Source organism: Peribacillus sp. FSL K6-5616, from assembly GCF_038008245.1.
GTDB lineage: Bacteria > Bacillota > Bacilli > Bacillales > DSM-1321 > Peribacillus > Peribacillus frigoritolerans.
The window spans coordinates 3523006-3546671 of sequence record NZ_JBBOYT010000001.1 but is presented as its reverse complement, the minus strand read 5'-3'; the positions used below and the strand labels follow the sequence as shown (position 1 = coordinate 3546671).

At 43.2% G+C, this 23666-nt stretch carries 18 protein-coding genes and 1 other annotated feature; of the genes, 13 read left to right on the top strand and 5 right to left on the bottom strand.

What is annotated here, in order from left to right; translation table 11 throughout:
* The first annotated feature begins 96 nt into the window (after nucleotides 1-96).
* The 6 genes from MHB45_RS16975 to murC all read left to right on the top strand — a co-directional run bounded on the left by MHB45_RS16975 (nucleotide 97) and on the right by murC (nucleotide 8225).
* Nucleotides 97-603, top strand: coding sequence for a hypothetical protein (locus MHB45_RS16975; protein WP_048682248.1), 507 nt, complete (start codon nucleotides 97-99; stop codon nucleotides 601-603).
* A 109-nt stretch (nucleotides 604-712) separates the two neighbouring features.
* On the top strand, nucleotides 713-1024 hold the full coding sequence (locus MHB45_RS16970) for a thioredoxin family protein (RefSeq protein WP_034309264.1): 312 nt from the start codon (nucleotides 713-715) through the stop codon (nucleotides 1022-1024).
* A 50-nt stretch (nucleotides 1025-1074) separates the two neighbouring features.
* A complete protein-coding gene (locus MHB45_RS16965) occupies nucleotides 1075-1881 on the top strand; it encodes a DUF1444 domain-containing protein (RefSeq protein ID WP_048682251.1) in 807 nt (268 codons plus the stop codon).
* Between the two features lie 317 nt (nucleotides 1882-2198).
* The gene (locus MHB45_RS16960; RefSeq protein ID WP_048682306.1) at nucleotides 2199-3386 is read left to right on the top strand and encodes an amidohydrolase; all 1188 of its coding nucleotides are present in this window, start codon (nucleotides 2199-2201) and stop codon (nucleotides 3384-3386) included.
* Between the two features lie 424 nt (nucleotides 3387-3810).
* Nucleotides 3811-6636, top strand: a complete 2826-nt coding sequence (locus MHB45_RS16955) for a DNA translocase FtsK (RefSeq protein ID WP_410175761.1) — start codon at nucleotides 3811-3813, stop codon at nucleotides 6634-6636.
* Between the two features lie 284 nt (nucleotides 6637-6920).
* The gene (murC, locus tag MHB45_RS16950; RefSeq protein ID WP_034309255.1) at nucleotides 6921-8225 is read left to right on the top strand and encodes a UDP-N-acetylmuramate--L-alanine ligase; all 1305 of its coding nucleotides are present in this window, start codon (nucleotides 6921-6923) and stop codon (nucleotides 8223-8225) included.
* Between the two features lie 47 nt (nucleotides 8226-8272).
* Here murC and MHB45_RS16945 read toward each other — a convergent pair whose 3' ends face one another.
* A complete protein-coding gene (locus tag MHB45_RS16945) occupies nucleotides 8273-9385 on the bottom strand; it encodes an aminopeptidase (protein ID WP_072273387.1) in 1113 nt (370 codons plus the stop codon).
* Between the two features lie 229 nt (nucleotides 9386-9614).
* On the opposite strand from MHB45_RS16945, the gene MHB45_RS16940 reads away from it, so the two are divergent.
* From MHB45_RS16940 to ccpA, 5 genes are all read left to right on the top strand, one after another.
* Nucleotides 9615-10124 (top strand): DUF948 domain-containing protein, encoded by a 510-nt coding sequence (locus MHB45_RS16940; protein ID WP_034309251.1) that lies wholly within the window; start codon nucleotides 9615-9617, stop codon nucleotides 10122-10124.
* A gap of 47 nt (nucleotides 10125-10171) precedes the next feature.
* Nucleotides 10172-10744, top strand: a complete 573-nt coding sequence (locus MHB45_RS16935; RefSeq protein WP_034309249.1) for a YtxH domain-containing protein — start codon at nucleotides 10172-10174, stop codon at nucleotides 10742-10744.
* Between the two features lie 128 nt (nucleotides 10745-10872).
* Entirely contained in the window at nucleotides 10873-11199 is a 327-nt protein-coding gene (gene ytxJ, locus MHB45_RS16930; RefSeq protein WP_161922272.1) for a bacillithiol system redox-active protein YtxJ, read from the top strand.
* A 536-nt stretch (nucleotides 11200-11735) separates the two neighbouring features.
* Complete coding sequence (locus tag MHB45_RS16925; protein WP_063232679.1) at nucleotides 11736-12812, top strand: bifunctional 3-deoxy-7-phosphoheptulonate synthase/chorismate mutase; 1077 nt, start codon at nucleotides 11736-11738, stop codon at nucleotides 12810-12812.
* Between the two features lie 380 nt (nucleotides 12813-13192).
* The gene (gene ccpA / locus MHB45_RS16920; RefSeq protein WP_048682265.1) at nucleotides 13193-14197 is read left to right on the top strand and encodes a catabolite control protein A; all 1005 of its coding nucleotides are present in this window, start codon (nucleotides 13193-13195) and stop codon (nucleotides 14195-14197) included.
* Nucleotides 14198-14282: 85 nt separating this feature from the next.
* On the opposite strand, the gene MHB45_RS16915 is transcribed toward ccpA, so the two are convergent.
* Genes MHB45_RS16915 through MHB45_RS16905 form a run of 3 tightly spaced genes read right to left on the bottom strand, consistent with a single transcriptional unit; the run spans nucleotide 14283 to nucleotide 16766 of the window.
* Nucleotides 14283-15464, bottom strand: coding sequence for an acetoin utilization protein AcuC (locus MHB45_RS16915; RefSeq protein WP_048682269.1), 1182 nt, complete (start codon nucleotides 15462-15464; stop codon nucleotides 14283-14285).
* A complete protein-coding gene (locus tag MHB45_RS16910) occupies nucleotides 15457-16107 on the bottom strand; it encodes a CBS domain-containing protein (RefSeq protein ID WP_161922273.1) in 651 nt (216 codons plus the stop codon). The genes MHB45_RS16915 and MHB45_RS16910 overlap by 8 nt, the downstream gene beginning before the upstream one ends.
* A gap of 26 nt (nucleotides 16108-16133) precedes the next feature.
* Nucleotides 16134-16766: a GNAT family N-acetyltransferase gene (locus tag MHB45_RS16905; protein ID WP_048682275.1), complete on the bottom strand. Its 633-nt coding sequence runs from the start codon at nucleotides 16764-16766 to the stop codon at nucleotides 16134-16136.
* A 323-nt stretch (nucleotides 16767-17089) separates the two neighbouring features.
* Between MHB45_RS16905 and acsA the strand changes: the two genes are divergently transcribed.
* Nucleotides 17090-18808, top strand: a complete 1719-nt coding sequence (gene acsA, locus MHB45_RS16900) for an acetate--CoA ligase (protein WP_323066013.1) — start codon at nucleotides 17090-17092, stop codon at nucleotides 18806-18808.
* A gap of 130 nt (nucleotides 18809-18938) precedes the next feature.
* On the opposite strand, the gene MHB45_RS16895 is transcribed toward acsA, so the two are convergent.
* A complete protein-coding gene (locus tag MHB45_RS16895) occupies nucleotides 18939-21977 on the bottom strand; it encodes a transglycosylase domain-containing protein (protein WP_161922274.1) in 3039 nt (1012 codons plus the stop codon).
* Nucleotides 21978-22126: 149 nt separating this feature from the next.
* Nucleotides 22127-22343: a binding site (T-box leader), on the top strand.
* Nucleotides 22344-22408: 65 nt separating this feature from the next.
* Between MHB45_RS16895 and tyrS the strand changes: the two genes are divergently transcribed.
* Entirely contained in the window at nucleotides 22409-23665 is a 1257-nt protein-coding gene (tyrS, locus tag MHB45_RS16890; RefSeq protein ID WP_034309231.1) for a tyrosine--tRNA ligase, read from the top strand.
* Nucleotide 23666: the final 1 nt, after the last annotated feature.

Here is a 23666-nt window from a genome sequence, read left to right as displayed (position 1 = left end):
TTTCATTGTACCATGTTTTTTAGAAAATGGATGAATTCCATAAATAAGGATAATATTATCCATAAGGTAGTAAAAGAGACGGCTGGAGGAATGACGATGGCTTTATCGAATAAGAATTTCCTTGTTATCCTGTTGATAAGCAGTTTGATCGTAGGCTGCTCAGGGATCGAGAGACAAACCGAAAAGGCAATGAAGGCTGCTGAAGTGGCTTTTCGTGACGATGAAAAACAGCCCAATCAAGAGGCAGGGCTAATTCAGGTCCATCTGCCAAAGGATTTTAAAGTAGTGGAAGAACATGATAATAACTTGATTTTACAAAAAGGTGATCAGATTTATATATTATTTGTCAATCCAAATGAAAAAGAAGACAGCTCCGTGTTATATTTGGCGATTAAGGAACAAGAGGATCAATTTGAAGTGCTGCATTCTTTTCAAACTGATGATAAATTCGGCTTTATTTCAATTAAAGAAATACCGAAAGAAAAGTATGAGCTTGCAGTGGGGATCGGCGGGGTGAAGCTGACAACGGAAACGGATAAAGACCAATTAAAAACCGATGCAAAACAAATGATGGAAATCGTTTCATCCGTGCCTCAGAAATAAGCTGACCCCTGCCTTTCGACCAATCCGTATTAATGGTTGATTCGCGGAGAGTCTGGTATGATGGGATTATAAAAACTAAGGTGTCATTTAGAGCAGGAGGAATATTCAAATGGAAAAATTACAAACCGTCGAGCAATATGATGCATTGAAAAATGAAGGCAAACATATCTTTCTTTTTTCCGCTACATGGTGTGGAGATTGCCGTGTAATCGAACCGATAATGCCGGAGATAGAAACGAAATTTCCTGACTTTACATTCATTTATGTGGACCGTGATGAATTCATCGATGTGTGTGCGGCTAATGATGTATTCGGTATACCAAGTTTCATCGCCTATGATAATGGTAAAGAGCTAGGCAGATTCGTAAGCAAGGATCGCAAAACGCAAGAACAAATTGAGGAATTCATTCAATCACTATAATCAAAATCCCCTTCTCGCTGGGGATTTTTCAATGAAGAGGAGGGTCAGTCATGAAAATGGACAGCACGAAGCTGAAAAATATTTTGAAGGAACGTTTAAAGGATGAGGGTCGGACATTCAAATTCGATAGCAAGCAAGATACGTTACGGGTGGAAAATGTGAAGACCGGGAAAGGGATCACCATCGAGTTGCCTCCTGTACTTGCTAACTATGAAAACGTACAGGAAAAGGCCATCGATGAAATTATTTATTACGTGGAAGAGGCCCTGAATGTAATGGGGGAAGAACACAGCATGGAAGGCAAGGAGAAATTCATTTTCCCAGTCATCCGCTCGACCTCCTTTCCAATGGAATCGGAAGACGGAAATCCGTTTTTATTCGATGAGCATACAGCTGAAACCCGGATTTTTTATGCCCTTGATTTAGGTAAAACCTACCGTCTTATAGATGAAAAGATGATTCAACGGGAAAATTGGCAGGGTGACAGGATCCGTGAAATTGCCCTTTTTAATGCCCGTTCCCTCTCCACTGAAATGAAGTCGGATATCGTTGCAGGTAATGCATTTTATTTTTTGAACACGAATGATGGATATGATGCCAGCAGGATCCTGAATGAATCATGGCTTCGGGAAATGAAGGACAAGATCGAGGGAACCATGGCTGTGGCCATTCCCCATCAGGATGTCATCATCATTGCCGATGTGAAGAATGATACGGGCTATGATATTCTGGCGCAAATGGCGATGAGCTTCTTTGCCAGCGGTCATGTTCCGATAACGGCTCTATCATTCCTTTACGAAGAAAATGAGTTGGAGCCCATCTTCATTATGGGTAAAAACAAAAAGCGTGAACAATAATATAGAGAATCACAAAAGGACCGTGTCAGCATCTGGCAGCGGTCCTTTTAAGTTTGATAGAGTTTATAATTCTCTTGTAGTTGATATTTATTTTTTAATCGGTGATAATATAATTGTAATATTTTGAAAATATGGATAAAAAATAGAACGAGATTGAGGCGCCAAGGAGCAAGTACCAAAAATATCCTTTGGAGCTAAACCCTCTGTCCGTTTTATCGTCCAATATAGAGTAACGAATTACGCTGTTATTCAACGGGGCTTGATGTATAAATGTCCACGAAAGGCACACCTGACCAAGGGGGAGAATAATCGTGAACGTGAAAAGCAAATTAATGAACATGCTGGAAGCCCGTAAAGGGGAAATCGTTCAAATCCGCCGTCATTTACACGAAAATCCGGAACTATCCTTCAAAGAAGAGAAAACGGCACAATATATCATTGATTTTTATAAGGGGAAAGATGTGTCGATACAAACGAATGTAGGAAATGGTTTAGGGATCATCGTAACGATCGAAGGCGGAAAACCTGGGAAAACGATAGGTCTCCGTGCCGATTTCGATGCATTACCGATTACAGAAGAAGCGGAGGTCCCGTTCCGTTCAAAAAATGAAGGTGTCATGCATGCCTGCGGACACGATGGGCATACCGCTTATTTATTGGTACTGGCAGACTGCATCAATGAGCTGAAAGACTCCCTATCAGGTACGATTAAAATAATCCATCAACATGCAGAAGAGACACCCCCAGGCGGAGCAAAAAGCATGATGGAATCAGGGGCTTTGGATGAACTGGATGCTGTTTTTGGAATCCATTTATTTCCGTCGCATCCAGCAGGGGTTGTCGGGTATCGCGGCGGCTATTCGATGGCTGGACGGACCTATTTCAAACTTGCGATAAAGGGTGTGGGCGGTCATGGTTCCTCCCCGCATATGGCGAATGATGCAATTGTGGCAGGGGCCCATTTCGTGACAGCCGTACAAACCGTAATCAGCCGTCGCTTGAACCCTTTTGATATGGGCGTGGTCACAATTGGCTCCTTCGATGGAAAAGGAAGCTTTAATGTCATTAAAGATCGTATAGAAATTGAAGGGGATGTCCGTTATATGACAGCTGAAACCCAACAGCTGATCGATAAGGAAATCCACCGGATCGTCAAAGGGATAGAAACGGAATTCGATGTTCAGTGCGAACTTACATATGTGCCCGATTATCCTCCGCTATATAATGACCCTGAACTGACTGAATTCGTGAAGAATAGCCTGGAAAGCATGAATGACAAAGAGATCAAGAAGGTTGTCGAATTTCCGGTTTTTTCAGGTTCAGAAGATTTTTCGTATTATGCAGAAAAGATACCAGGCTGCTTCTTTTACATTGGCTGTAAACCGAAAGGGGTGGAGAAGGCTTATTTCAATCACCATCCTAAATTCGATATTGATGAAGATGCCCTTTTGATCGCTTCCAAATCAGTGGCGCAGGTTGTTTGCCGTTTTTATGAATGGAACTAGTCCCTTGGTCTTTGTTTGCAAAAAAAACGGAGAAACCCACAAAACACCGTTCGGTATTAACGAACGGTGTTTTATGGGTTGCGACAGGCATTTGGATTCTGCCGGAGGTTTCATGAAGGATGATGCAATGAATTGGCCAGTCTGTTTTCAAGTCAGCATGAAAACTTAATCTCTTTGTAAACGCGATTTAATAGCTGTGTTTTATTTAAATAGTAGACTAGGGGCTAATGTTATTTCGCGATGATAGGTTTAAACCCATTCCGGAAGGGGTTTAATAGGGTAGGAGTTATGCGAAATACGTTTAGGTAGTAAGAATGCGATAAAAAAGTAGATACTAATCCAATTTAGCTTAAATTTTCTCGATATTTTTAAAATAACTGGTAGAATTAGTTACATAACTACAGATGTAGAAAGAGTGATAGTTTTGAAATGGCTAAATAAGATGAAAAAATGGTTCCAAGCAGAGGAAATTATTGAAATCGAAGAGATTATTATAGATGAACCGCTTGATGAAGAGACATTGAGGAAAATGGATTTTTCGAAGCTTACGAAGTCAAAGAAAGAAGAAATAAAGGTTTACAATCAAAAAGTGGAAAAAATGTCCCAGACGCCAGACCCGGATACGAAAATCCTGTTTCAATATCCAAAAGGCCAGTTCAAGTTTCCGCTCATTCCAGACCGGGAGCAGAATAAAAGAAAACCTAGGGAAAGAAACAGGGAAGACAACGAACCCAAACAGGGGAAGAATGTGACTAAAGAAACAACGAGAAGGCCTGTAAGGGATCCTGAACCAAAACGGAGAAGCTTTGACCGGGAGGAAACTTCAAAAATAGTCCCGTCAAATACTCCATTCCGCCCAACGGAAATCCCATCACCCATTTACGGGTTCCGTCGTCCGGAAAAAAAAATAGTCCCTTCTGAAGAAATTGTCGAATATGAATTGGAAAGCAAAATGCCCATCCTTAAAAAGGAAGAACCCGCTATCGAGATTCCGGTATCGATCCCTGAAATCTCAAAAGATGCGTCACATGAGGAAATGACGGAAGAACCCGCCATTCTTATACCGGAACAAGCGGAAAAAAAAAGGGAAGATACGGAGATACCCGCTTTCTTTCGTAGAAATTCCATTGAGTCATTGCCAGAAGAAGCGGTAAGCGAGCCTAACATCATTGAGCCTGAGGTAGAAAAAGAGGCCATTGAACAGGACCAAGTCGATTTTGGACGCGAAGTCGCTGTATCCATCATGGAACAGGCGGACGACACACGGCCTGAAGCGATATCGGTTCATGGGGAGGCAGCTGTACAATCAATTCAACCATCCGTTAGTCAAGGGACAATGCCTGAAAGTGACTCATCTGAGGCAATACCTGAAGTGCAGCCTAAAAGTCCGAAAAAACATATTCCATTTAATGTGATGATGCTTAAGCAAGATCGGGAAAAAAATGGCTTCATGAATAAAATGATGCCGAAAAAAAAAAGCCTTAATCCGGAAAGGGCAGTAGTTTCACCTGATAAACGAGCTATGGATGATGCTGCCCAAATGGAGGCAGGACAAGTGGAACCATCCGCCATTCCCGAACGGAAGCCGGAGGAAGGCAGAGTTATGCCGAAAGAGGAGACTCTGGACATTACACCTGCCTTTTTGGACACCGAAACCGCCGCCGAGCCTGAAAATACAGGTGAATCCATTATTGGTTCCGACCCTAAGCCGCTTCTAGAACAGGAATCCCCCATTTCTGGAGATGGGTATCAAGAAGCCGTTTTAACAGAGACAGCGGAAAGTGGCCAGGGCAATGCCCTTGAAGTTTTTGAATCCGTGGAAGCGGATGATAATCCATACTATGTGTTTCCGAATATCGAATTGCTGACACCTCCCACTTATGCTGTGCATGATGATGAGTGGCTCGGGGAACAGACTGTATTACTTGATCAGACATTGAAAAATTTCAATGTCCGTGCAAAGGTCGTCAATGTCACCCAAGGACCGGCAGTCACTCGTTTCGAGGTGCATCCGGAGCCGGGAGTGAAGGTGAATAAAGTGACGAACCTGATGGATGACATCAAATTAAGCCTTGCTGCCCAGGATATGAGGATGGAAGCGCCCATTCCGGGTAAACATACAATCGGCATCGAGATTCCGAACAGGAAAAGCAAACCGGTATTTTTGCGTGAGGTTTTGGAAAGTACTGAGTTTCAAGAGCATGAATCACCGCTTGCCGTGGCTTTAGGACTCGATATATCCGGTCAGCCGATTATCACGGATTTGAGAAAGATGCCGCATGGTTTGATAGCCGGGCAAACGGGATCGGGGAAAAGTGTCTGTATCAACACCATGCTGGTCAGCTTGCTGTATAAAGCGACGCCGCAGGAGCTGAAATTACTGTTGATCGATCCGAAAATGGTCGAGCTCGCCCCATATAACCGGATCCCGCATTTGGTCAGTCCAGTCATAACCGATGTAAAAGCCGCTACGGCTGCGTTGAAATGGGCTGTAGAGGAGATGGAACGGCGCTATGAATTGTTTGTACATGCCGGTGTACGTGATATCACCCGCTTTAATGAACAAGCGGAAAAAGCCGGTCAATATTCAAGCAAGCTGCCTTATATCCTGGTGATCATCGATGAGCTTGCTGATCTAATGATGATGTCCCCGGCTGATGTAGAGGAAGCGATTTGCCGGATTGCTCAAAAGGCCCGTGCCTGCGGCATCCATTTGATTGTAGCCACTCAAAGACCTTCAGTCGATGTCATAACTGGATTGATCAAGGCAAATATCCCGACAAGGATCGCTTTTTCGGTTTCTTCACAAGTCGACTCCCGTACAATCATCGATAGCGGCGGTGCAGAAAAACTTTTGGGAAGAGGGGATATGTTATTCGCTGAAAACGGCTCTTCAAAAACGGTGCGCCTGCAAGGGACTTTCGTGAGTGATGAAGAAATCGATCAAGTGGTCAACCATGTTAAACGGGAGCAGCAGCCGAAATACCTGTTTGAACAGGAAGACTTGCTGAACAGGGCCCAGGTTACGGAAGAAGCGGATGAACTGTTTTTCGAGGCATGTGAATTTGTCGTGAGCCAGCAGGCCGCATCTGCATCGAGCGTCCAACGGCGTTTCCGTGTCGGATATAACCGTGCAGCGCGCCTAATAGAAATGATGGAGCAACAGGGAGTCGTTTCCGAATCCAGGGGCTCAAGACCGAGGGATGTATTGATTACGGAAGAAGAGCTGGAATTTTTACATGTTAATTAAGAGAACCTAATAAAAGGAAATTGTATATAATGTGAAAGGGTGAAAACCCTTTTTTATCACCTTAATTGAGGGAAAAGCCAATGATTTGATAAATTGGCATCTGCCTGACATGGATGAATGAATAAAAAAGTGATATAATAGTTTTTTGTTGATGAATGATTGAAAATAAAAGCTTGAAAACCTATGAAGAAATTGCGTTACTAACAAGTCTCGTAATGGAAAAACAAATAAAAGATGACGTCATATACTGTCATACAGGTAGACGATTGGTGGAGGTTCGCTTTATGACTGCTTACCATTTTGTGGGAATTAAAGGGTCGGGTATGAGTGCTCTTGCACAAATACTGCATGATATGAATATTGAAGTGCAGGGTTCCGATTACGAAAAAGAATTTTTTACACAATTGGCATTAGAGAAAGCCGGGATTAAAATCCTTCCTTTCAACGAGGAAAATATTCAACCTGGAATGACCATCATTGCAGGAAATGCGTTTCCGGATAGTCATCCGGAAATCTTGAAGGCAAAAGAACTTGATTTGCCGATTATCCGTTATCACCGTTTCCTAGGTGATTTCATGAAAAACTTCATCAGCGTGGCAGTTACGGGAGCGCATGGTAAAACATCGACGACCGGCTTACTTGCCCATGTAATGGGGGGCGCTAAACCGACATCCTTCTTGATTGGGGATGGAACGGGTAAAGGAATCGTGAATTCTGATTACTTCGTTTTCGAAGCATGTGAATATCGCCGTCATTTCCTTTCCTATTATCCGGATTATGCAATCATGACGAATATCGATTTTGATCATCCTGATTATTACGCTAATGTCGAAGACGTGTTCGAGGCTTTCCAAACGATGGCCCTTCAAGTCAACAAAGGCATCATTGCGTGCGGGGATGATGAGCATTTACCACATATTCAGGCGAAAGTACCGGTTATTTTTTACGGATTTGCAGAAGGAAATGATTTTCAAGCGAAAAATGTTTCCGTCACTCCGGATGGCACGACTTTTGATGTGCATGTAAGGAACAATTACTATGATACATTCACTATTCCTACTTTTGGAAAGCATAATGTGTTGAATGCACTTGGTGTCATTGCACTTTGTAAATATGAAAACTTGGATACGGAAGCTGTGAAAGCCCAATTGCGGACTTTTGGCGGAGTTAAACGCCGGTTCTCCGAAAAGGAAATCGGAAGTCAGATCATCATTGATGATTATGCACACCATCCGACCGAGATCTCTGCAACTGTTGACTCGGCGCGTCAGAAATATCCAGAGCGTGAAGTTGTTGCTGTATTCCAGCCGCATACTTTCTCGAGAACGCAGGCATTCCTGGATGAATTCGCCGACAGCTTGAATTTGGCCGACAAAGTATACTTATGTGAAATTTTTGGATCTGCCCGTGAACATCAAGGAAAGTTATCGATTGAAGACCTTCAAGATAAGATTCCGGGTGCCGAGCTGATTACGGAGAACACAACATCTATATTGCAAAACCATGATAACAGTGTCGTGTTATTCATGGGTGCGGGGGACATTCAAAAGTTCCAAGCAGCCTATGAGCATTCACTGCAGGTAAAATAAAAAAAACGACCATCCGTTAGTAGCGGATCGGTCGTTTTTTTATTGGGTTATTTTAAATTTTCCGGATTTAAATTTTCCAGTTCCGGTAAAACGAAGCGTCCGTCCTTACGTATCAAGACGTCATCAAAGTGGATTTCCCCGCCGCCATATTCAGGCCGCTGGATATTGACCAGGTCCCAGTGAATGTCTGAATGGTTTCCGTTAAAGGCATCATCATAGCATTGTCCTGGAGTGAAATGAAAACTTCCATCAATTTTTTCATCAAAGAGGATATCTTGCATCGGGTGTAGAATATAAGGATTTACACCAATTGCAAATTCACCGACATATCGTGCGCCTTCATCAGTATCAAAAATTTTGTTGATGCGTGCCGTATCATTCGCAACCGCTTCAACGATTTTTCCATCCTTGAATGTCAACTTCACGTTTTCAAAAGTAAAACCCTGATATGGGGAAGGAGTATTATACGAAATCACTCCATTGATGGAATCTTTAACTGGAGCCGTATATACTTCACCGTCAGGAATGTTCAGCTCACCCGCACATTTGATGGCTTTAATGTCTTTGATGGAGAAGGTTAGATCCGTACCGGGCCCAGTTAAGCGGACCTTATCCGTTTTATCCATCAAGTCGACAAGGTTGTCCATTGCAGCGCTCATTTTGCCATAGTCGAGGTTGCAGACTTCGAAATAAAAGTCTTCGAATGCTTCTGTGCTCATTTTGGCTAATTGGGCCATGGAATTTGTCGGGTAGCGAAGTACGACCCATTTTGTTTTTGGTACGCGGATATTTCTATGTACTTTACCGACTGTCTGTCCATGAATCGCCATCTTCTCGGAAGGGACATCGGATTGTTCATTGATATTATCCCCGGCACGAAGCCCGATATAAGCATCCATCTGCTTCATTACGTTTGCTTCAAACTCACCCATCATCTTGTACTGTTCTTCTTTGGCACCCATCAGCAAGGCCCGATCCACTTGGTGGTCCTTTAATAGGACGAATGGGTAACCACCTGCTGCATAGGCTTCATTCACAAGTGCGTTAACAAGTTCACGCTGCAATCCAAAGTTTTCGATCAAGATTTTTTCACCTTTTTGAAGCTTCACGGAATAATTGATTAAGTTTTTGGCCAATGTACCAATTCTGGGATCTTTCATAAAAAATACCTCCATTGTTTAAATTCGACTTATCTTTTCTATCATACCCGATTTCCTGCCATAAGTGTCACCCATGAATTTCAAGGAGGAACTGGATGCAGACAACAATATTTCCAGATTAGGGTTTGATAGGGTATATTGAAAAAATAAATACGTTTATAATAATAGGGAAGGGGTAATTAATATCTAACAGCTATTAAATAAGTCGATTTTTTTCGGAGGTGTTCCAATGGAGATTATTTTATACGTAAGTGCTGCTGTTGCAGCGATAGCTTTTTTGGTACTCGTTATTTTTCTAACGAAGGTACTGACATCACTTCAAACTACCCTGGACAGTGTGGCCCGGACGCTGACAGGACTAGAGAGCCAAATGCAGGGCATAACGCTCGAAACTACTCAGTTATTACATAAAACGAATACGTTGGCCGAAGATTTGCAGCAAAAGTCAGAAAACCTGAACACGGTGGTGGATGCGGTGAAGGATGTAGGTACATCCATCTCCAGCTTTAATTCTTCCATCCAAAAGGTTTCCCATAAAGTGCAGGCTGAGATTGATAATAATCAAGAAAGAATCTCACAAATTGTACAATGGAGCAATGTAGCCATGGAGATCAGGGACAAATGGAAGTCCAGGAGCAAACAGGCAGCCCCGACCCCGACTGAAAGGGCAGAGTTAGAAAGGGAAGCGCTGGAAACAGATAACTTACCTAAAAAAAGGTTTTTACGTTCTAGATCATAAAATCTAGTTAAATAAAAATGAACTGAAAATTGAAAGGGGAATGTATTATGACTCAAAAAGAATTTCCGACAAAGGACTATCAGAAATCATATGAGGACGAACGCGACTCGATCAATTCTAAGGACTTTATGATTGGCGCCTTGATCGGCGGGATGATCGGAGCGGCTACAGCTTTGTTCATGGCTCCGAAAACAGGCAAGGAATTAAGGAATGACTTCAATGAACAAGCTAGAAACATTTCCGAGAAAACAGAAAGATTAAGACAAACGGCGATGGAAAAAGGTACAGTCCTTGCTGATACTGCAAAAGAAAAAACAAACTCCGTCACGGAAATCGTTTCAAATAAATCTTCGAATATCGTCAACAAAGTGAAGAGCCTGAAAACAGGAAAAGAAAACGGCGACGCTGCTGATGATACAACGAATTCAAGCAATAAGGATATTGATGTAACCGGAACTACCGATGCTCCTATCGTATCCGTCGAAACGAACTTTGCTAACAGCAATGATTCGGAAAATAATCCTGCAGATCCTACAAGCGGAAACAAGAATGCGGCAAAATTAAAACTTGATGAAGCGAAAAAGGCATTTGATGAAACGGAGAGTAAACTAAAGAATTAAACTCCCTGTCTTCCTTTAATGGGAATGAAGAGTCATTAAGGGACGAAGAATAAGGCGGTGAAGTGCTTCGATGGCTTCATCGCCTTTTTGATGGTAAAATTTATATGACAAGGAAAGGAGACTGCTATATGGTCATGAGCCAAATCGAAACAGAAGAACAATTCAATGAGCTTCTAAAAGAGGATACATTCCTGCTTTTTAAGCATAGCGTAACATGCCCTGTAAGTGCTGAAGCATTTGAACAATATGAGAGGTACATCTTAGGGAACGAACAACTTAAAACGGCCTATTTGGCCGTCCAGGAAGCTCGTCCACTATCCAATTATGTGGCAGATACTTTTGATGTCAAACATCAATCACCTCAGGCCATCCTTTTTAAAAGTGGAAAACCTGTCTGGAATGAATCTCATTGGCGGATTACATATGATTCATTGAGCAAGGCCATTACAGAATGAATGTGAAGGCCGGATCCCTTTGGTAAGGGGTCCGGCCTTTTATTATTCCATTGATTGGAGGGCCTAAGGATGTTAATCCTGGGGAAACCTTTTCTAGAGTGGCCCTTCCTGTTCATTTCGCTAGGCAAAGCTTCTCTGCTCAATTCTGGATGGCTCCCAGCAAGTGGCAGAAAATTTAAACTTTTCTATGCTCTTGTGAAAAATGATCAATTAAATGATAGCTTTCCTGTTCTATTTCCAATATAATTCCTACAACGGATGTGTTTCAATATTCTGTGTAATCGTTTTTCTGGCATGAGCGGCACCTAGTTTTATGCATTTATAACTTTAATGCTTAAAAGCGTTTAATTATTAAAGAAAAATATAGTGACATTTATGGACACTTCATTTATAATTGATTTAATCATACATGAAATATTCTAAATTTTTCATTGATAAAACAATCGGGGTGGATGTTCGAGGATCCGGATGGGATTTTTTTATTTTGAGTCCGCTGAACCGATTTCTATTTTAAAAAACGAAGGGATGGATTTGTAATGAGCAACAAAGAGCTTGATGGACTTCGTAATCAACTGGATGATGTGAACCTTCAGTTATTACATCTTATTAATCAACGTGCTGAACTTGTACAGGAAATTGGTCGCGTTAAAGAAAAACAAGGTGTAAACCGTTACGATCCGGTCCGTGAAAGAACAATGCTGGATCTTATCGAAGCCAATAATCAAGGACCGCTTGATCTTGGTTCGATTAAACATATTTTCAAAGAAATCTTTAAATTGGGCTTGGAGCTGCAAAAAGATGATCAGAAGAAAACGCTTCTTGTATCAAGAAAACAAAAAGCTGAAGACACGATCATCGACATCAAGGGTGAATTGATAGGTAACGGGATCCCTAGCTTCGTTTTCGGACCATGTGCCGTTGAATCTTATGAACAGACAGCTGCGGTGGCGGAAGTCATTAAAGCTAAAGGTTTGAAATTGATGCGCGGCGGTGCCTTTAAGCCACGTACATCTCCATATGACTTCCAAGGGCTTGGTTTGGAAGGTTTACAAATACTTAAACGCGTTGCTGATGAATACGGCTTGGCTGTCATCAGTGAAATCGTGAGTGCCAATGATATTGAAGCGGCGATCGATCATATCGATGTCATCCAAATCGGGGCTCGCAACATGCAAAACTTCGACTTGCTAAAAGCGGCAGGTGCAGTAAATAAACCTGTTCTGTTAAAACGCGGACTGGCTGCAACGATTGAAGAGTTCATTCATGCAGCGGAATACATCATGTCGCAGGGCAATGGCAACATCATCCTTTGTGAACGCGGTATCCGCACTTACGAAAAAGCAACAAGAAATACACTTGATATCTCTGCTGTACCGATCTTAAAACAAGAAACACATTTACCGGTCATGGTTGATGTAACGCATTCAACTGGACGTCGCGATCTATTGCTTCCTACGGCTAAAGCGGCTCTTGCAATCGGTGCTGACGGTGTTATGGCTGAAGTGCATCCGGATCCTTCCGTTGCCCTATCGGATTCTGCTCAGCAAATGGACTTCAAACAATTTGATGAATTCTACGATGAAATTAAACGTTTGAACTGGGTAACTGTTTAAGCTAAGAATGTCTTTAATTGATCTACTTACGGCCCTTACCAACTTGGCAAGGGCTTTTTTTAATGGTAAAATACTAGTTTTTGCAGAAAAACCTTCGAAATAAGCACTATTGGATTGCAGGAAAGATTCGACTATCGTATGATAAATAACAAGAATGAGAACTGTTCGGAAGATTGAGTCATACATAAAGTGATATCTATGTGAATTTTATACTTGAATAGGGTATTGAATATTTGACTGAGAAGAGAGTAGGACTGCTTTTTGTTAGGCAGATCGTTCCTAAAATAATCTTCCTTATAGAGAAAAACGCATAAAAGATTTTTTTCCGAAATAATTCGGGTCTTTTATGGGGAAAATGAAAGAAATGGAGGAATGGATGAATGAATAATATAACCATTTATGATGTGGCGCGTGAGGCGAATGTTTCCATGGCCACCGTTTCCCGCGTAGTTAACGGGAATCCAAATGTAAAGCCTGCAACAAGGAAGAAAGTTTCCGATGTGATTGAAAAGTTAGGGTACCGTCCGAATGCAGTGGCAAGGGGACTTGCCTCAAAGAAAACGACTACAGTCGGGGTCATCATCCCGGATATCTCGAGCATCTTTTTTGCCGAATTGGCACGGGGCATAGAAGATATAGCCACCATGTATAAATACAATATCATTCTAAGCAGTTCTGATGAGAATATAGATAAGGAATTCCATTTGCTGAATACGATGCTTGGAAAACAAGTGGATGGTATCGTATTCATGGGCGGCAACATTTCTGATGAGCATGTCAAAGAGTTTACTAATTCACCGGTTCCGATCGTTCTGGCAGGTTCGGTGGATGAAAGCGGGCAAGTTCCATCTGTTAATATTGATTATGAGGCGGCGGCATTCGACGCAGTGACCTTCTTTGCTAATAAAGGCCACAAGCATATCGCTTTTGTAAGCGGAAACCCTTCCGCGCTGATTAATGAAATGAAATTGACTGGATATAAACGGGGATTGAAAGAAGCTGGTCTTTCATTTGATGAAAGGTATATTGTTGAAGGTGATTATACATATGATTCAGGAATTGAATCTTTTGAAAAGTACCTGGAAGTTGAAGACAGGCCGACGGCATTCATCGCCGGTGCTGATGAAATGGCGCTTGGTATTGTCCATGCCGCACAGGACAAGGGGTATAATGTGCCGGAAGACTTTGAAGTGATCAGCTTCGATAATACGAGATTGACATTGATGGTGCGTCCGCAAATCACGACGATCGTTCAACCTTTATATGATATTGGTGCGGTTGCGATGAGGCTTCTTACAAAGTTGATGAATAAAGAACAAGTGGAGGAAGGTCTTGAAAAAGTGATCCTGCCGCATCGGATTGAAAACCGTCAATCAACGAAATGAACTGGTTTGGAGAGTGTCCCGAGGGCACTCTCTTTTTGTTACTCTTGACCGAACAAAAAAAGATCGTTTTTCAACGATCTTTTGGTTAACTTTGTTCATTGCTTTTCGATGTTTGCTTGGAAGACCTGATGGGATAAAGGGCCTTTTCAAGCGTCAGGGCATTCTTCTCGGTAATTTCAGGCTTTCTCGGAATGGGTTCGTATATATCTTCCATGTCATCCCATTCAGTCGGTAGGGGAACAGGGGACTCATGCTGCCAGCTATCGAGCCATTCCTTTGATAGGGGACCTGAAATATCATTATTCGTCATCTCAAGCCAGACCCTCGCCCAAGCCCTCGGGACGACGCGCCATATATCATATCCGCCGCCGCCTACTGCAATCCAGCGTCCTTCGCAATACTTATGGGCCATTTCATGGGCCAACTTTGGTATTTCCCTAAAAATCTTCATGGTCGCAGATAAATGTGTGAGCGGATCGTAATAATGGGAATCGGCTCCGTTTTGCGTTAATATGACATCCGGTTTGAAGTATTCAATGACCTCTTTAAAGGAAGCCCTATAGCATTCGAGCCAGGATTCATCTTCAGTGAACGCATCGACCGGGATGTTGAATGAATAGCCGTAGCCTTTTCCCTGGCCCCGCTCGTTAATCGTGCCGGTGCCGGGAAATAAGTAGCGCCCCGTTTCATGAATGGATAGGGTGCATACATCGGGATCATCATAAAATGACCATTGGACTCCGTCACCATGATGTGCATCGGTATCGACATACAAGACACGCGCCCCATATTTCTTTTGCAGGTATTTAATCGCGACCGAACTATCATTGTAAATGCAAAAGCCCGAGGCTTTCCCGCGGAAACCGTGATGCAGGCCACCGCCAAGATTAAGTGCGTGCAGGGACTGACCGGTCATGACGGCATCCACAGCGGTCAAGGTACCGCCTACAAGCAAGGCGCTTGCTTCGTGCATTTTGGGGAAGATAGGGGTATCCTCTGTTCCCAGTCCATAATTTACTGCCTTATCAGGGGGAAGCTTTCCCTGGCCCGCTAATCTGACAGCGTTTACATAATGGTGATCATGGATCAGTTCCAATTCTGCATCGGTAGCCATTCTGGGCTTGATAATTTGATCATCATTGATGGCATGGTGTTTTTTTAATAAATCAAGCGTGAGTTTAAGCCGTTTTTGATTGAATGGATGCTCATCGTTGAATTTGTAGGTAAGGAGTTCATCCGAATAGACGAAAAGGGATGTATCATTCATGTGAAATCCCCGGTAGACTAGGCCATAAAACGGTATAGCCTTCTTTCTTCAAATCCTCCACCACCATAAATGGATTCATCGTCTGTACACGAATTACAAGAATTTTATAATCGGTTCCATTTTTTTCAGGATAAACAAGGGTGCTCAGGATATTCGTATTGCGCTTTTTGAAAATATGGGCAATATCATGAAGGGAACCTGCCTTATCCGGGATTCTGATTTCGATTTGGGAACCGGGCTGATTGACTCCTGTCAACTCAACGTATGAATGAAGTAAATCAGAACCGGTTATGATGCCCACTAACTTCCTGCCCTTTACGATTGGAAGGCAGCTGATATTGTTTTCACAAAAAACAGCCCCGATTTCTTCCACGAAATCAAGCGGGTGCCCTGTGATTATTTCCGTTTTCATGATTTTTGATAATGGTTTTTGTAAATCATTTTTGTATTCTTCGGTACGGAAAATAGAAGGGGCAGCATCCCGAATATCACGGTCGCTGACTAATCCCACAAGTTGAAAGCTGTCATCGACAATGGGTATATGGCGAATTCGTTTCTCCCTAATGATCAAGACAGCGCTATGGATGGTATCCGTTGGAGTGAGGGTGATGATATCCTCATTCATTATTGTTTCAACAATCATTTTCCTTCCTCCTCTTCCTCTCCTCTTTAATACATAAACCGATTCATAAAACGCAATTGGTCGAACTTCTGGATGGATTCCGGCGGGACTCTTTTGCCAATTCGGGCCATCAGGCAGTTGGCCGGGTGGGAACTGATTTCAGGATCATCTGTTGCAAAGTAGACCAAGCCACCAACGCTCATCATTTTTTCCATGACCTTGCGATAGTCCCAAATATTCAGCCCTGTCCCTTTCAAATCCCAATGCCAATAGTATTCAGTGGTGATGATGATGAAGTCTTCAACCGAATCGTCTTCCATTGAAAGGCGGATCAGGTTCTTCCCGACGGAGGCACCCCGGTATTTAGGGATGACCTCGATTGCACCAAGCTCAATCAGGTCCTCCATCTTGATTTCCGACCAGCGCTCCAAGGGATCGGGATATAAGTAAGTTACATAACCCACGATTGTTTCATTTTCACGGGCGATGAAGATCCTGCCCTCAGGCAAGTCTGCTATCTCTATTAACGCTTTATGCTGCAAAGCAGGGGGGCGAAAGGCGACCAAGTCTTCGTGAAACTCATAAGCGGACATTTTCTCGCCGCTTAACGGCCCCTCGATGATGAGCGTTCCGCTTAATGTCTGCAGTTCCTTAGTGTAGAAGGTCTTACTATATTCCATTCTTTCACCACCCTTGTTATATAGTGATCTTACACTCTCGCATTCCGAAGCATCGCTTTTAAACCGAATGGAAAGCTTACATAAATTATACATGAAAACAAGGGGCATAATTCAGAAAGTTCAAGGCGCTTTTGTTACAGTGCTCCTTCTTCCCCGGCTATCATATGGATCCACCTTGACCATGACCATATACCAGTATCTTTCAACATTCACCAAGAAGGGATTTCCCTAATATGGAAGTGATTAATATTTTAAAAATTGAGATAATTCGATTCTTATACTATAATAAAAATATAGAGCCGAATGAAGGGGGAGTTTGTCGTATGAATGTGAAAGCGTTACCAGTAGTGGAAGGTAATTTTAATTTAAAGAATTATGATGAAAAATACAATAAGTTTGACTGGTCTGAGCCGGAAAAGGAATTCTCCTGGTCTGAAACCGGTAAAGTGAATCTTGCGTATGAAGCCATTGACCGCCATGTCGAAACATACAAAAAGAATAAAGTGGCCCTTTATTACAAAGACGATAAAAGAAATGAAAAGTATACATTCAAGGAAATGAAAGATTATACGAACCAAGCGGCCAATGTATTCAAGAACATTGCCAATGTGGAAAAAGGTGATCGTGTTTTCATTTTCATGCCTCGCTCCCCGGAGCTGTATTTTGCATTGTTGGGTGCGATTAAAACGGGAGCGGTCGTGGGGCCGTTGTTCGAAGCCTTCATGGAAGGTGCCATAAGGGATCGTCTTGAAGATAGTGAGGCAAGTGTGATTGTGACGACACCTGAACTTTTGCCGCGCGTGCCAGTGGATGAATTGCCCCATTTAAAGCATATTTTCTTGGTGGGGGAAAATATAAAAGAAGAAGGAAAGTACCATCACTTCAATAAGAAATTAAAAGAAGCCGACAAAAAATTCGACATTGAATGGGTCGATCGGAATGACGGTTTGATTCTTCACTATACCTCCGGTTCGACAGGAAAACCAAAAGGGGTGCTTCATGTTCATAATGCGATGATCCAGCATTATCAAACGGCAAGATGGGTCCTTGATTTGCAGGAAGAGGATGTGTACTGGTGCACAGCGGACCCTGGTTGGGTGACAGGGACGTCTTACGGGATTTTTGGACCTTGGCTGACAGGGACCTCGAATGTCATTGTGGGCGGGCGTTTCAAGCCTGAATCCTGGTACAAGACCTTGGAGGACTTTGGTGTCACGGTATGGTATAGTGCACCGACTGCCTTCAGGATGCTGATGGGCGCGGGTGACGAGATCGTTAAGCGGTTCGATTTAAGCACTCTCCGCCATATTTTAAGTGTCGGTGAACCGTTGAACCCGGAAGTGGTGCGTTGGGGAATGAAGGTATTCAATCACCGGATCCATGATACATGGTGGATGACGGAGACCGGGGCTCAGGTCATCTGCAATTATCCTTGCCTGGAAATCAAACCGGGTTCGATGGGTAAACCGATTCCTGGCGTGAAAGCGGCAATAGTGGATGATCAAGGCAACGAGCTTCCGCCGCATAGAATGGGGAACCTTGCCATCAAGAAAGGCTGGCCTTCGATGATGAAGACCGTCTGGAAGAATGAAGCGAAATATGAATCTTACTTTATGCCAGGTGATTGGTATGTTTCCGGAGATTCCGCATATATGGATGAAGATGGATATTTCTGGTTCCAAGGCCGTGTTGATGATGTCATCATGACGGCAGGGGAGAGGGTCGGACCTTTCGAAGTGGAAAGCAAGTTGGTCGAGCATCCAGCTGTAGCTGAAGCGGGGGTCATCGGTAAGCCGGATCCGGTTCGGGGGGAAATTATCAAAGCGTTTATCGCCCTTCGTGACGGATACGATGCGAACGATGAGTTGATTGAGGATATTCGTACATTTGTAAAACATGGTCTAGCAGCACATGCAGCACCTCGTGAAATTGAATTCAGGGATAAACTTCCTAAAACACGAAGCGGTAAAATCATGCGCCGTGTCTTGAAAGCTTGGGAACTTGATTTGCCAACCGGTGATTTATCATCGATGGAGGATTGAGAAACTGAGTCATACGGATTATTGAAAATGAAAAAGGCATCCATTGTCACTTTCATGGATGCCTTTTTGGGAGATTATAAGGAAACAGGCTGTCGGGGGTTACCCGACAGCCTGTTTTAGTTCAAGTGTGTCATTCTTCCTCTTCTTCCGCTTTATCCGTTTCTTGCTCTTGATCCTTGACTGTACCTTGATCTTTGTCAGTCTCTTGAATTTCTTTATCTGTATTCTCTTTGTTTGTGTCTTGAACTGGCTCTTTTTCTTTATCCGTTTCCGTTTCTTTTTCTGGTTGTATATCTTTTTCCGGTTGTTTATCTGTATTTTTATCTGGACCGTTCTCTTCTTTTGAGTCTGTCTTTTTAACTTCGTTAACTATTTTATCTTTTCCGCGATCATCTTTATTTTTCGTGGAGTCTTCTTTGGAACTTGTCTTTTTAGCGCCGCTTTCAACATGTTGGGAAGGGGCTGATTCTTTACCGACAATGTCGACGGCCGTTACGTAATAAGATCCGCCAGAGCCGACTTTGTAAACAAGATTCTCCCCAGCATTGATGCTCGCCACTTTTTTGCCGTCTTTATAGACACGATAACCGACGACATCTCCTTCATGATGCAAGCCCCATGTAATCTTATCGTTGCTGATCGTTATGGATAGGGGATCTGGTGCTTTGCCATTATCATTCAATTTCGCTGTCGCCCCGACGACATTTCCTGATTTTTCGGCTCCGGGAATCACAGATCCCGGGTCAACGACATATTTCAATCCGATATCTGCAAAGGAATCGGGATTCAACATGAACCCGCCGCTTGTGAATTCGCCAGGCGTTTGCGGAAGGGCTGCGTAGCGTTTGCTGCCGACTGATACATATTGACCATCTATGAAACTATCATCCGCCCTGGATGGAGCATATTTCGCGATGAATAAATCCGATTTGACAAGCCCGGCCTTTTGGCATGAGCTTGAAGGCAGCAGTCCTGAAACGCCACAGAAGGAACGGCTGACAATTCCGCCCGGCCTTTCAAATCGCTTATCGGGGTCGATGAGTTTAGGGTCGACTTTATATGCGGCATTGATCAAATCTGCCCAATAATACATATTACGTTTATTATATTCAAGACCATTATAAGTCCCTTGCAAGGATTTCGGCTTGTCATAACCGAGCCATGTCCCGAACGATACATTCGGGTTGCTGGCTACAAACCAGGCATCCCAATAGTTTTGTGAAGTACCGGTTTTACCTGCCCAATCACTTGAGAAAGCAAGGCGGTTCCTGACCGAGGCCGCCGTCCCGCTGTTTACGACATCACGCATCATATCAAGCGTCAGGTAAGCGGCTTGCGGAGAGAAAACATCCACTGGTTTCACTTTATGCTGATAGATGACTTTACCATCTTTCGAAACGATTTTATCGATCATATAAGCATCGATGAATTCTCCTGAATTGGCAAAAGTGCCATATGCATTGACGTTTTCTTCAACGGTTACACCTTTTTCCATCGCACCTAATGACACGGCAAGATTGGAGTAATCCCCTTTCGTCACGGTGGAGAAGCCCATTTTTTCCAAATACGAAGCGGGGCTCAGGTTGAATATTTTCTTGTAAAAGAGCGCTGCCGGGATGTTATAGGAATTCTTCAGGGCCTCGCGGGCAGTCGATACTCCCGTATAGCTGCCGCCGCCATAGTTTCCTGGACTCCACGGTTTGCCGCCTGTTGGAATGGAGATCGGCACGTTGGCCGATACGCTGCCAGGCGAGATCTTGCCTAGCTCGATGCCTGGACCATATATCACCAGCGGCTTCATCGTTGATCCGTTCGAGCGCAATGATGCGGTGGCGTGGTTCGTCTGTTCCCGCTTGAAATCGCGGCCGCCTACGAAACTGATGATTTTCCCTGTTTTATTCTCGATAAGAATCGCTCCGGCCTCTACGGGCTGGCTTACTGTCTTCATTTCCTTCGTATCCGGGTCGGGGACTTGCGCCAGTTTATCGTACCCGAAATTCGGATAGTTTTTCGTTACTTCCTGCATCTTGTCATAAATCTTTTTGTTGACGGTCGTATAAACCTTATAGCCATTTTGCCGCAGCTTACGGTCGGCAAGTGCTAGATATTGAGCTTTTAAATCATCATTCTTTAAATCTTTCTCTTCATATCCATCTTCTTTTGCCAGACTGACAGAGAGGATTTCGATGGAGCGTTTTTCGATTTCATAGGTGAGCCATGGATATTTCTCGGATGGCATCTCCGTTTTACCGATAAAGTCTTTTGTAATGTCGTATGCGTTTGCTTTATCATATTCTGCTTTTGTTATGTACCCGTTACTATACATCCGCTTTAAAACGGTTTTCATCCGGTTGATGCCGGGCTCTTGATTTTCCTTCAATTTTCCTTTCTGGGTATATGGTGTATATCCGAAAGGGCTTTGCGGCAATCCAGCGATAAAGGCTGATTGGGGCAGTGTCAGATCTTTGGCCTCCACGCCAAAAATACCTTCAGCGGCGGACTCGACCCCGGCGATGTTACGGCCTGAAGAGTTTCGTCCCAAAGTGGAGACGTTTAAGTACGTTTCCAAAATTTCTTCTTTTTCAAAGAACTTTTCGACCCGGAGTGCAAGAAGAATTTCTTTTGCTTTCCGTTCAAACGATACTTCGTTGGTCAGGACTTGGTTTTTAATGAGCTGCTGTGTTAATGTACTTCCTCCCGATTGGACGGTTGCATTCGAAAATTCCTGGTAAATCGCACGCAGGATGGCTTTCGGGACAACCCCGTCATGCTCATAAAAATACTCATCTTCTGTAGCGATGACTGCATTTTTAAGATGCTCGGAAACTTTATCGATGGACACTTCCTCACGCTCAAGGTCACTCTTAAGCTTGCCCAAGTATACTTCATCTGCAAAGTATACTTCAGAGGTCTCTTCATAATTGTAAATGTCTTTTTTCAAATCTTCTTTTGAGCGTACTGGCTCATCATTGACGAGGGCAGCGAAATAGCCGGCTCCGACGCCGCCGGCGAATGAGAATCCTAGGATCCCGACAATAATGAGGATCAGTGTTAAATTCCAAATGACTTGGTATGTAACCCGCGCGTTCTTATGTGTTTTTTCACTTTGGAAAAAACGGGTCAGCTGCTTCCAGACTGTTTGAAATCTATCTTTTTGATTATTATTCATCGTATCATACCCCCTGAAATCACATATATTATAGCATATAACAGGTAGGGGAAAGGGCATCTTTCTTATTTTTCTATAATCTGTAAGGGTGATGTTGACAAGGATTCTTATGTATGATAAAAGTTTATTAACAACAATAAAATGATTAAATGATCGCGATGATAGGACCCAGTAGTCAGACTATCCCTGTTTCAGAGAGCCGGTGGTTAGTGGAAATCGGTACAAATGGTATGATGAATTACTTCCTGGAGCATTTGCTGTGAAATGATTAGTAGCAGGAAACGGCTGACGACCGTTATTCGTCTTGAGCGGAGGGCATATTATGTCCTCAAGTTGGGTGGTACCGCGAATTCATTCGTCCCTTCATATTTATGAAGGGGCGTTTTTGTGTGCTTTTTGCGGGTTTTTCTAAGATGGAGGAGGAATATTTAATGGAATTGCTTAAAGACCTCGAGTGGAGAGGAATTATTTATCAACAAACGGATGAAGAAGGTTTTAAGAACCTTTTGGAAAAAGAGAAAATTTCTTTATACTGTGGTGTCGATCCAACTGCGGATAGCATGCACATCGGTCATCTATTGCCATTCTTGACATTGCGCCGTTTCCAGCAGCACGGTCATCGTCCCCTTGTGCTGGTAGGCGGTGCGACAGGACTCATCGGTGATCCAAGCGGTAAAAAAGAGGAACGTCAGCTGCAAACGCTGGAAAAAGTGCTTTATAATGCAGACTGCATAAAAGGGCAGTTATCCCATATCTTTGAATTCGACGGTGAAAATGGTGCGGTCATGGTCAATAACTATGACTGGATAGGCAAAATCGATATGGTTACGTTCCTGCGTGATTACGGGAAATACATCGGCATTAACTACATGCTGGCAAAAGATACGGTTGCTTCCCGCTTGGATACGGGAATTTCCTTCACTGAATTTGCGTACACGATTTTACAGGGAATTGATTTCGGTCATTTATACAGCAATTACGACTGTAAATTGCAAATAGGCGGCAGTGATCAATGGGGCAACATTACGACCGGCCTTGAAATGATCAGGAAATCCAATGATGAGAATGCCAAAGCATTCGGTATGACGATCCCGCTCGTAACGAAAGCGGATGGAACGAAATTCGGTAAAACGGAAGGCGGAGCGATTTGGCTTGACCCGGAAAAAACGACTCCGTATGAATTTTACCAATTCTGGATCAATACGGCAGATGCAGACGTCGTGAAATACCTGAAATTCTTCACATTCCTGTCTCGTGAGGTGATTGAAGAGTTAGAGCAATCCGTACAAAACGAACCGCATTTGCGTAAAGCGCAAAAAGCTTTAGGGGAAGAAATGACCCGTTTGATTCATGGTCAGGAAGCTCTTGACCAAGCAATCAAAATCTCTGCCGCCTTATTCAGCGGTGAGGTGAAGAATTTAAGTGCAGCGGAAATCAAATTGGGCTTTAAAGATGTCCCTAGCTTCGAACGTGAAAGCAAGGAAGATATCGGTTTGGTCGATTTAATCGTTGAAGCGAAAATTTCGCCATCAAAGCGTCAAGCCCGTGAAGATATTCAGAACGGGGCAATCTCCATAAATGGGGAGAAAGTGACCGATCTGCAATATGTAGTGACGGAAGCTGCCAAGATTGAAGGGGAGTTCATCCTCGTTCGTCGCGGCAAGAAGAAATACACATTAGTGAAATGAT

Bases quoted from the DNA above. Each gene is read 5' to 3' on its own strand.
- tyrS (WP_034309231.1), top strand. From the start codon at position 22,409: ATGGAATTGCTTAAAGACCTCGAGTGGAGAGGAATTATTTATCAACAA.
- MHB45_RS16940 (WP_034309251.1), top strand. From the start codon at position 9,615: ATGGAGATTATTTTATACGTAAGTGCTGCTGTTGCAGCGATAGCTTTT.
- MHB45_RS16935 (WP_034309249.1), top strand. From the start codon at position 10,172: ATGACTCAAAAAGAATTTCCGACAAAGGACTATCAGAAATCATATGAG.
- ccpA (WP_048682265.1), top strand. From the start codon at position 13,193: ATGAATAATATAACCATTTATGATGTGGCGCGTGAGGCGAATGTTTCC.
- murC (WP_034309255.1), top strand. From the start codon at position 6,921: ATGACTGCTTACCATTTTGTGGGAATTAAAGGGTCGGGTATGAGTGCT.
- MHB45_RS16915 (WP_048682269.1), bottom strand. From the start codon at position 15,464: ATGAATGATACATCCCTTTTCGTCTATTCGGATGAACTCCTTACCTAC.
- MHB45_RS16895 (WP_161922274.1), bottom strand. From the start codon at position 21,977: ATGAATAATAATCAAAAAGATAGATTTCAAACAGTCTGGAAGCAGCTG.
- MHB45_RS16910 (WP_161922273.1), bottom strand. From the start codon at position 16,107: ATGATTGTTGAAACAATAATGAATGAGGATATCATCACCCTCACTCCA.
- acsA (WP_323066013.1), top strand. From the start codon at position 17,090: ATGAATGTGAAAGCGTTACCAGTAGTGGAAGGTAATTTTAATTTAAAG.
- MHB45_RS16925 (WP_063232679.1), top strand. From the start codon at position 11,736: ATGAGCAACAAAGAGCTTGATGGACTTCGTAATCAACTGGATGATGTG.
- MHB45_RS16975 (WP_048682248.1), top strand. From the start codon at position 97: ATGGCTTTATCGAATAAGAATTTCCTTGTTATCCTGTTGATAAGCAGT.
- MHB45_RS16945 (WP_072273387.1), bottom strand. From the start codon at position 9,385: ATGAAAGATCCCAGAATTGGTACATTGGCCAAAAACTTAATCAATTAT.
- ytxJ (WP_161922272.1), top strand. From the start codon at position 10,873: ATGGTCATGAGCCAAATCGAAACAGAAGAACAATTCAATGAGCTTCTA.
- MHB45_RS16965 (WP_048682251.1), top strand. From the start codon at position 1,075: ATGAAAATGGACAGCACGAAGCTGAAAAATATTTTGAAGGAACGTTTA.
- MHB45_RS16970 (WP_034309264.1), top strand. From the start codon at position 713: ATGGAAAAATTACAAACCGTCGAGCAATATGATGCATTGAAAAATGAA.
- MHB45_RS16905 (WP_048682275.1), bottom strand. From the start codon at position 16,766: ATGGAATATAGTAAGACCTTCTACACTAAGGAACTGCAGACATTAAGC.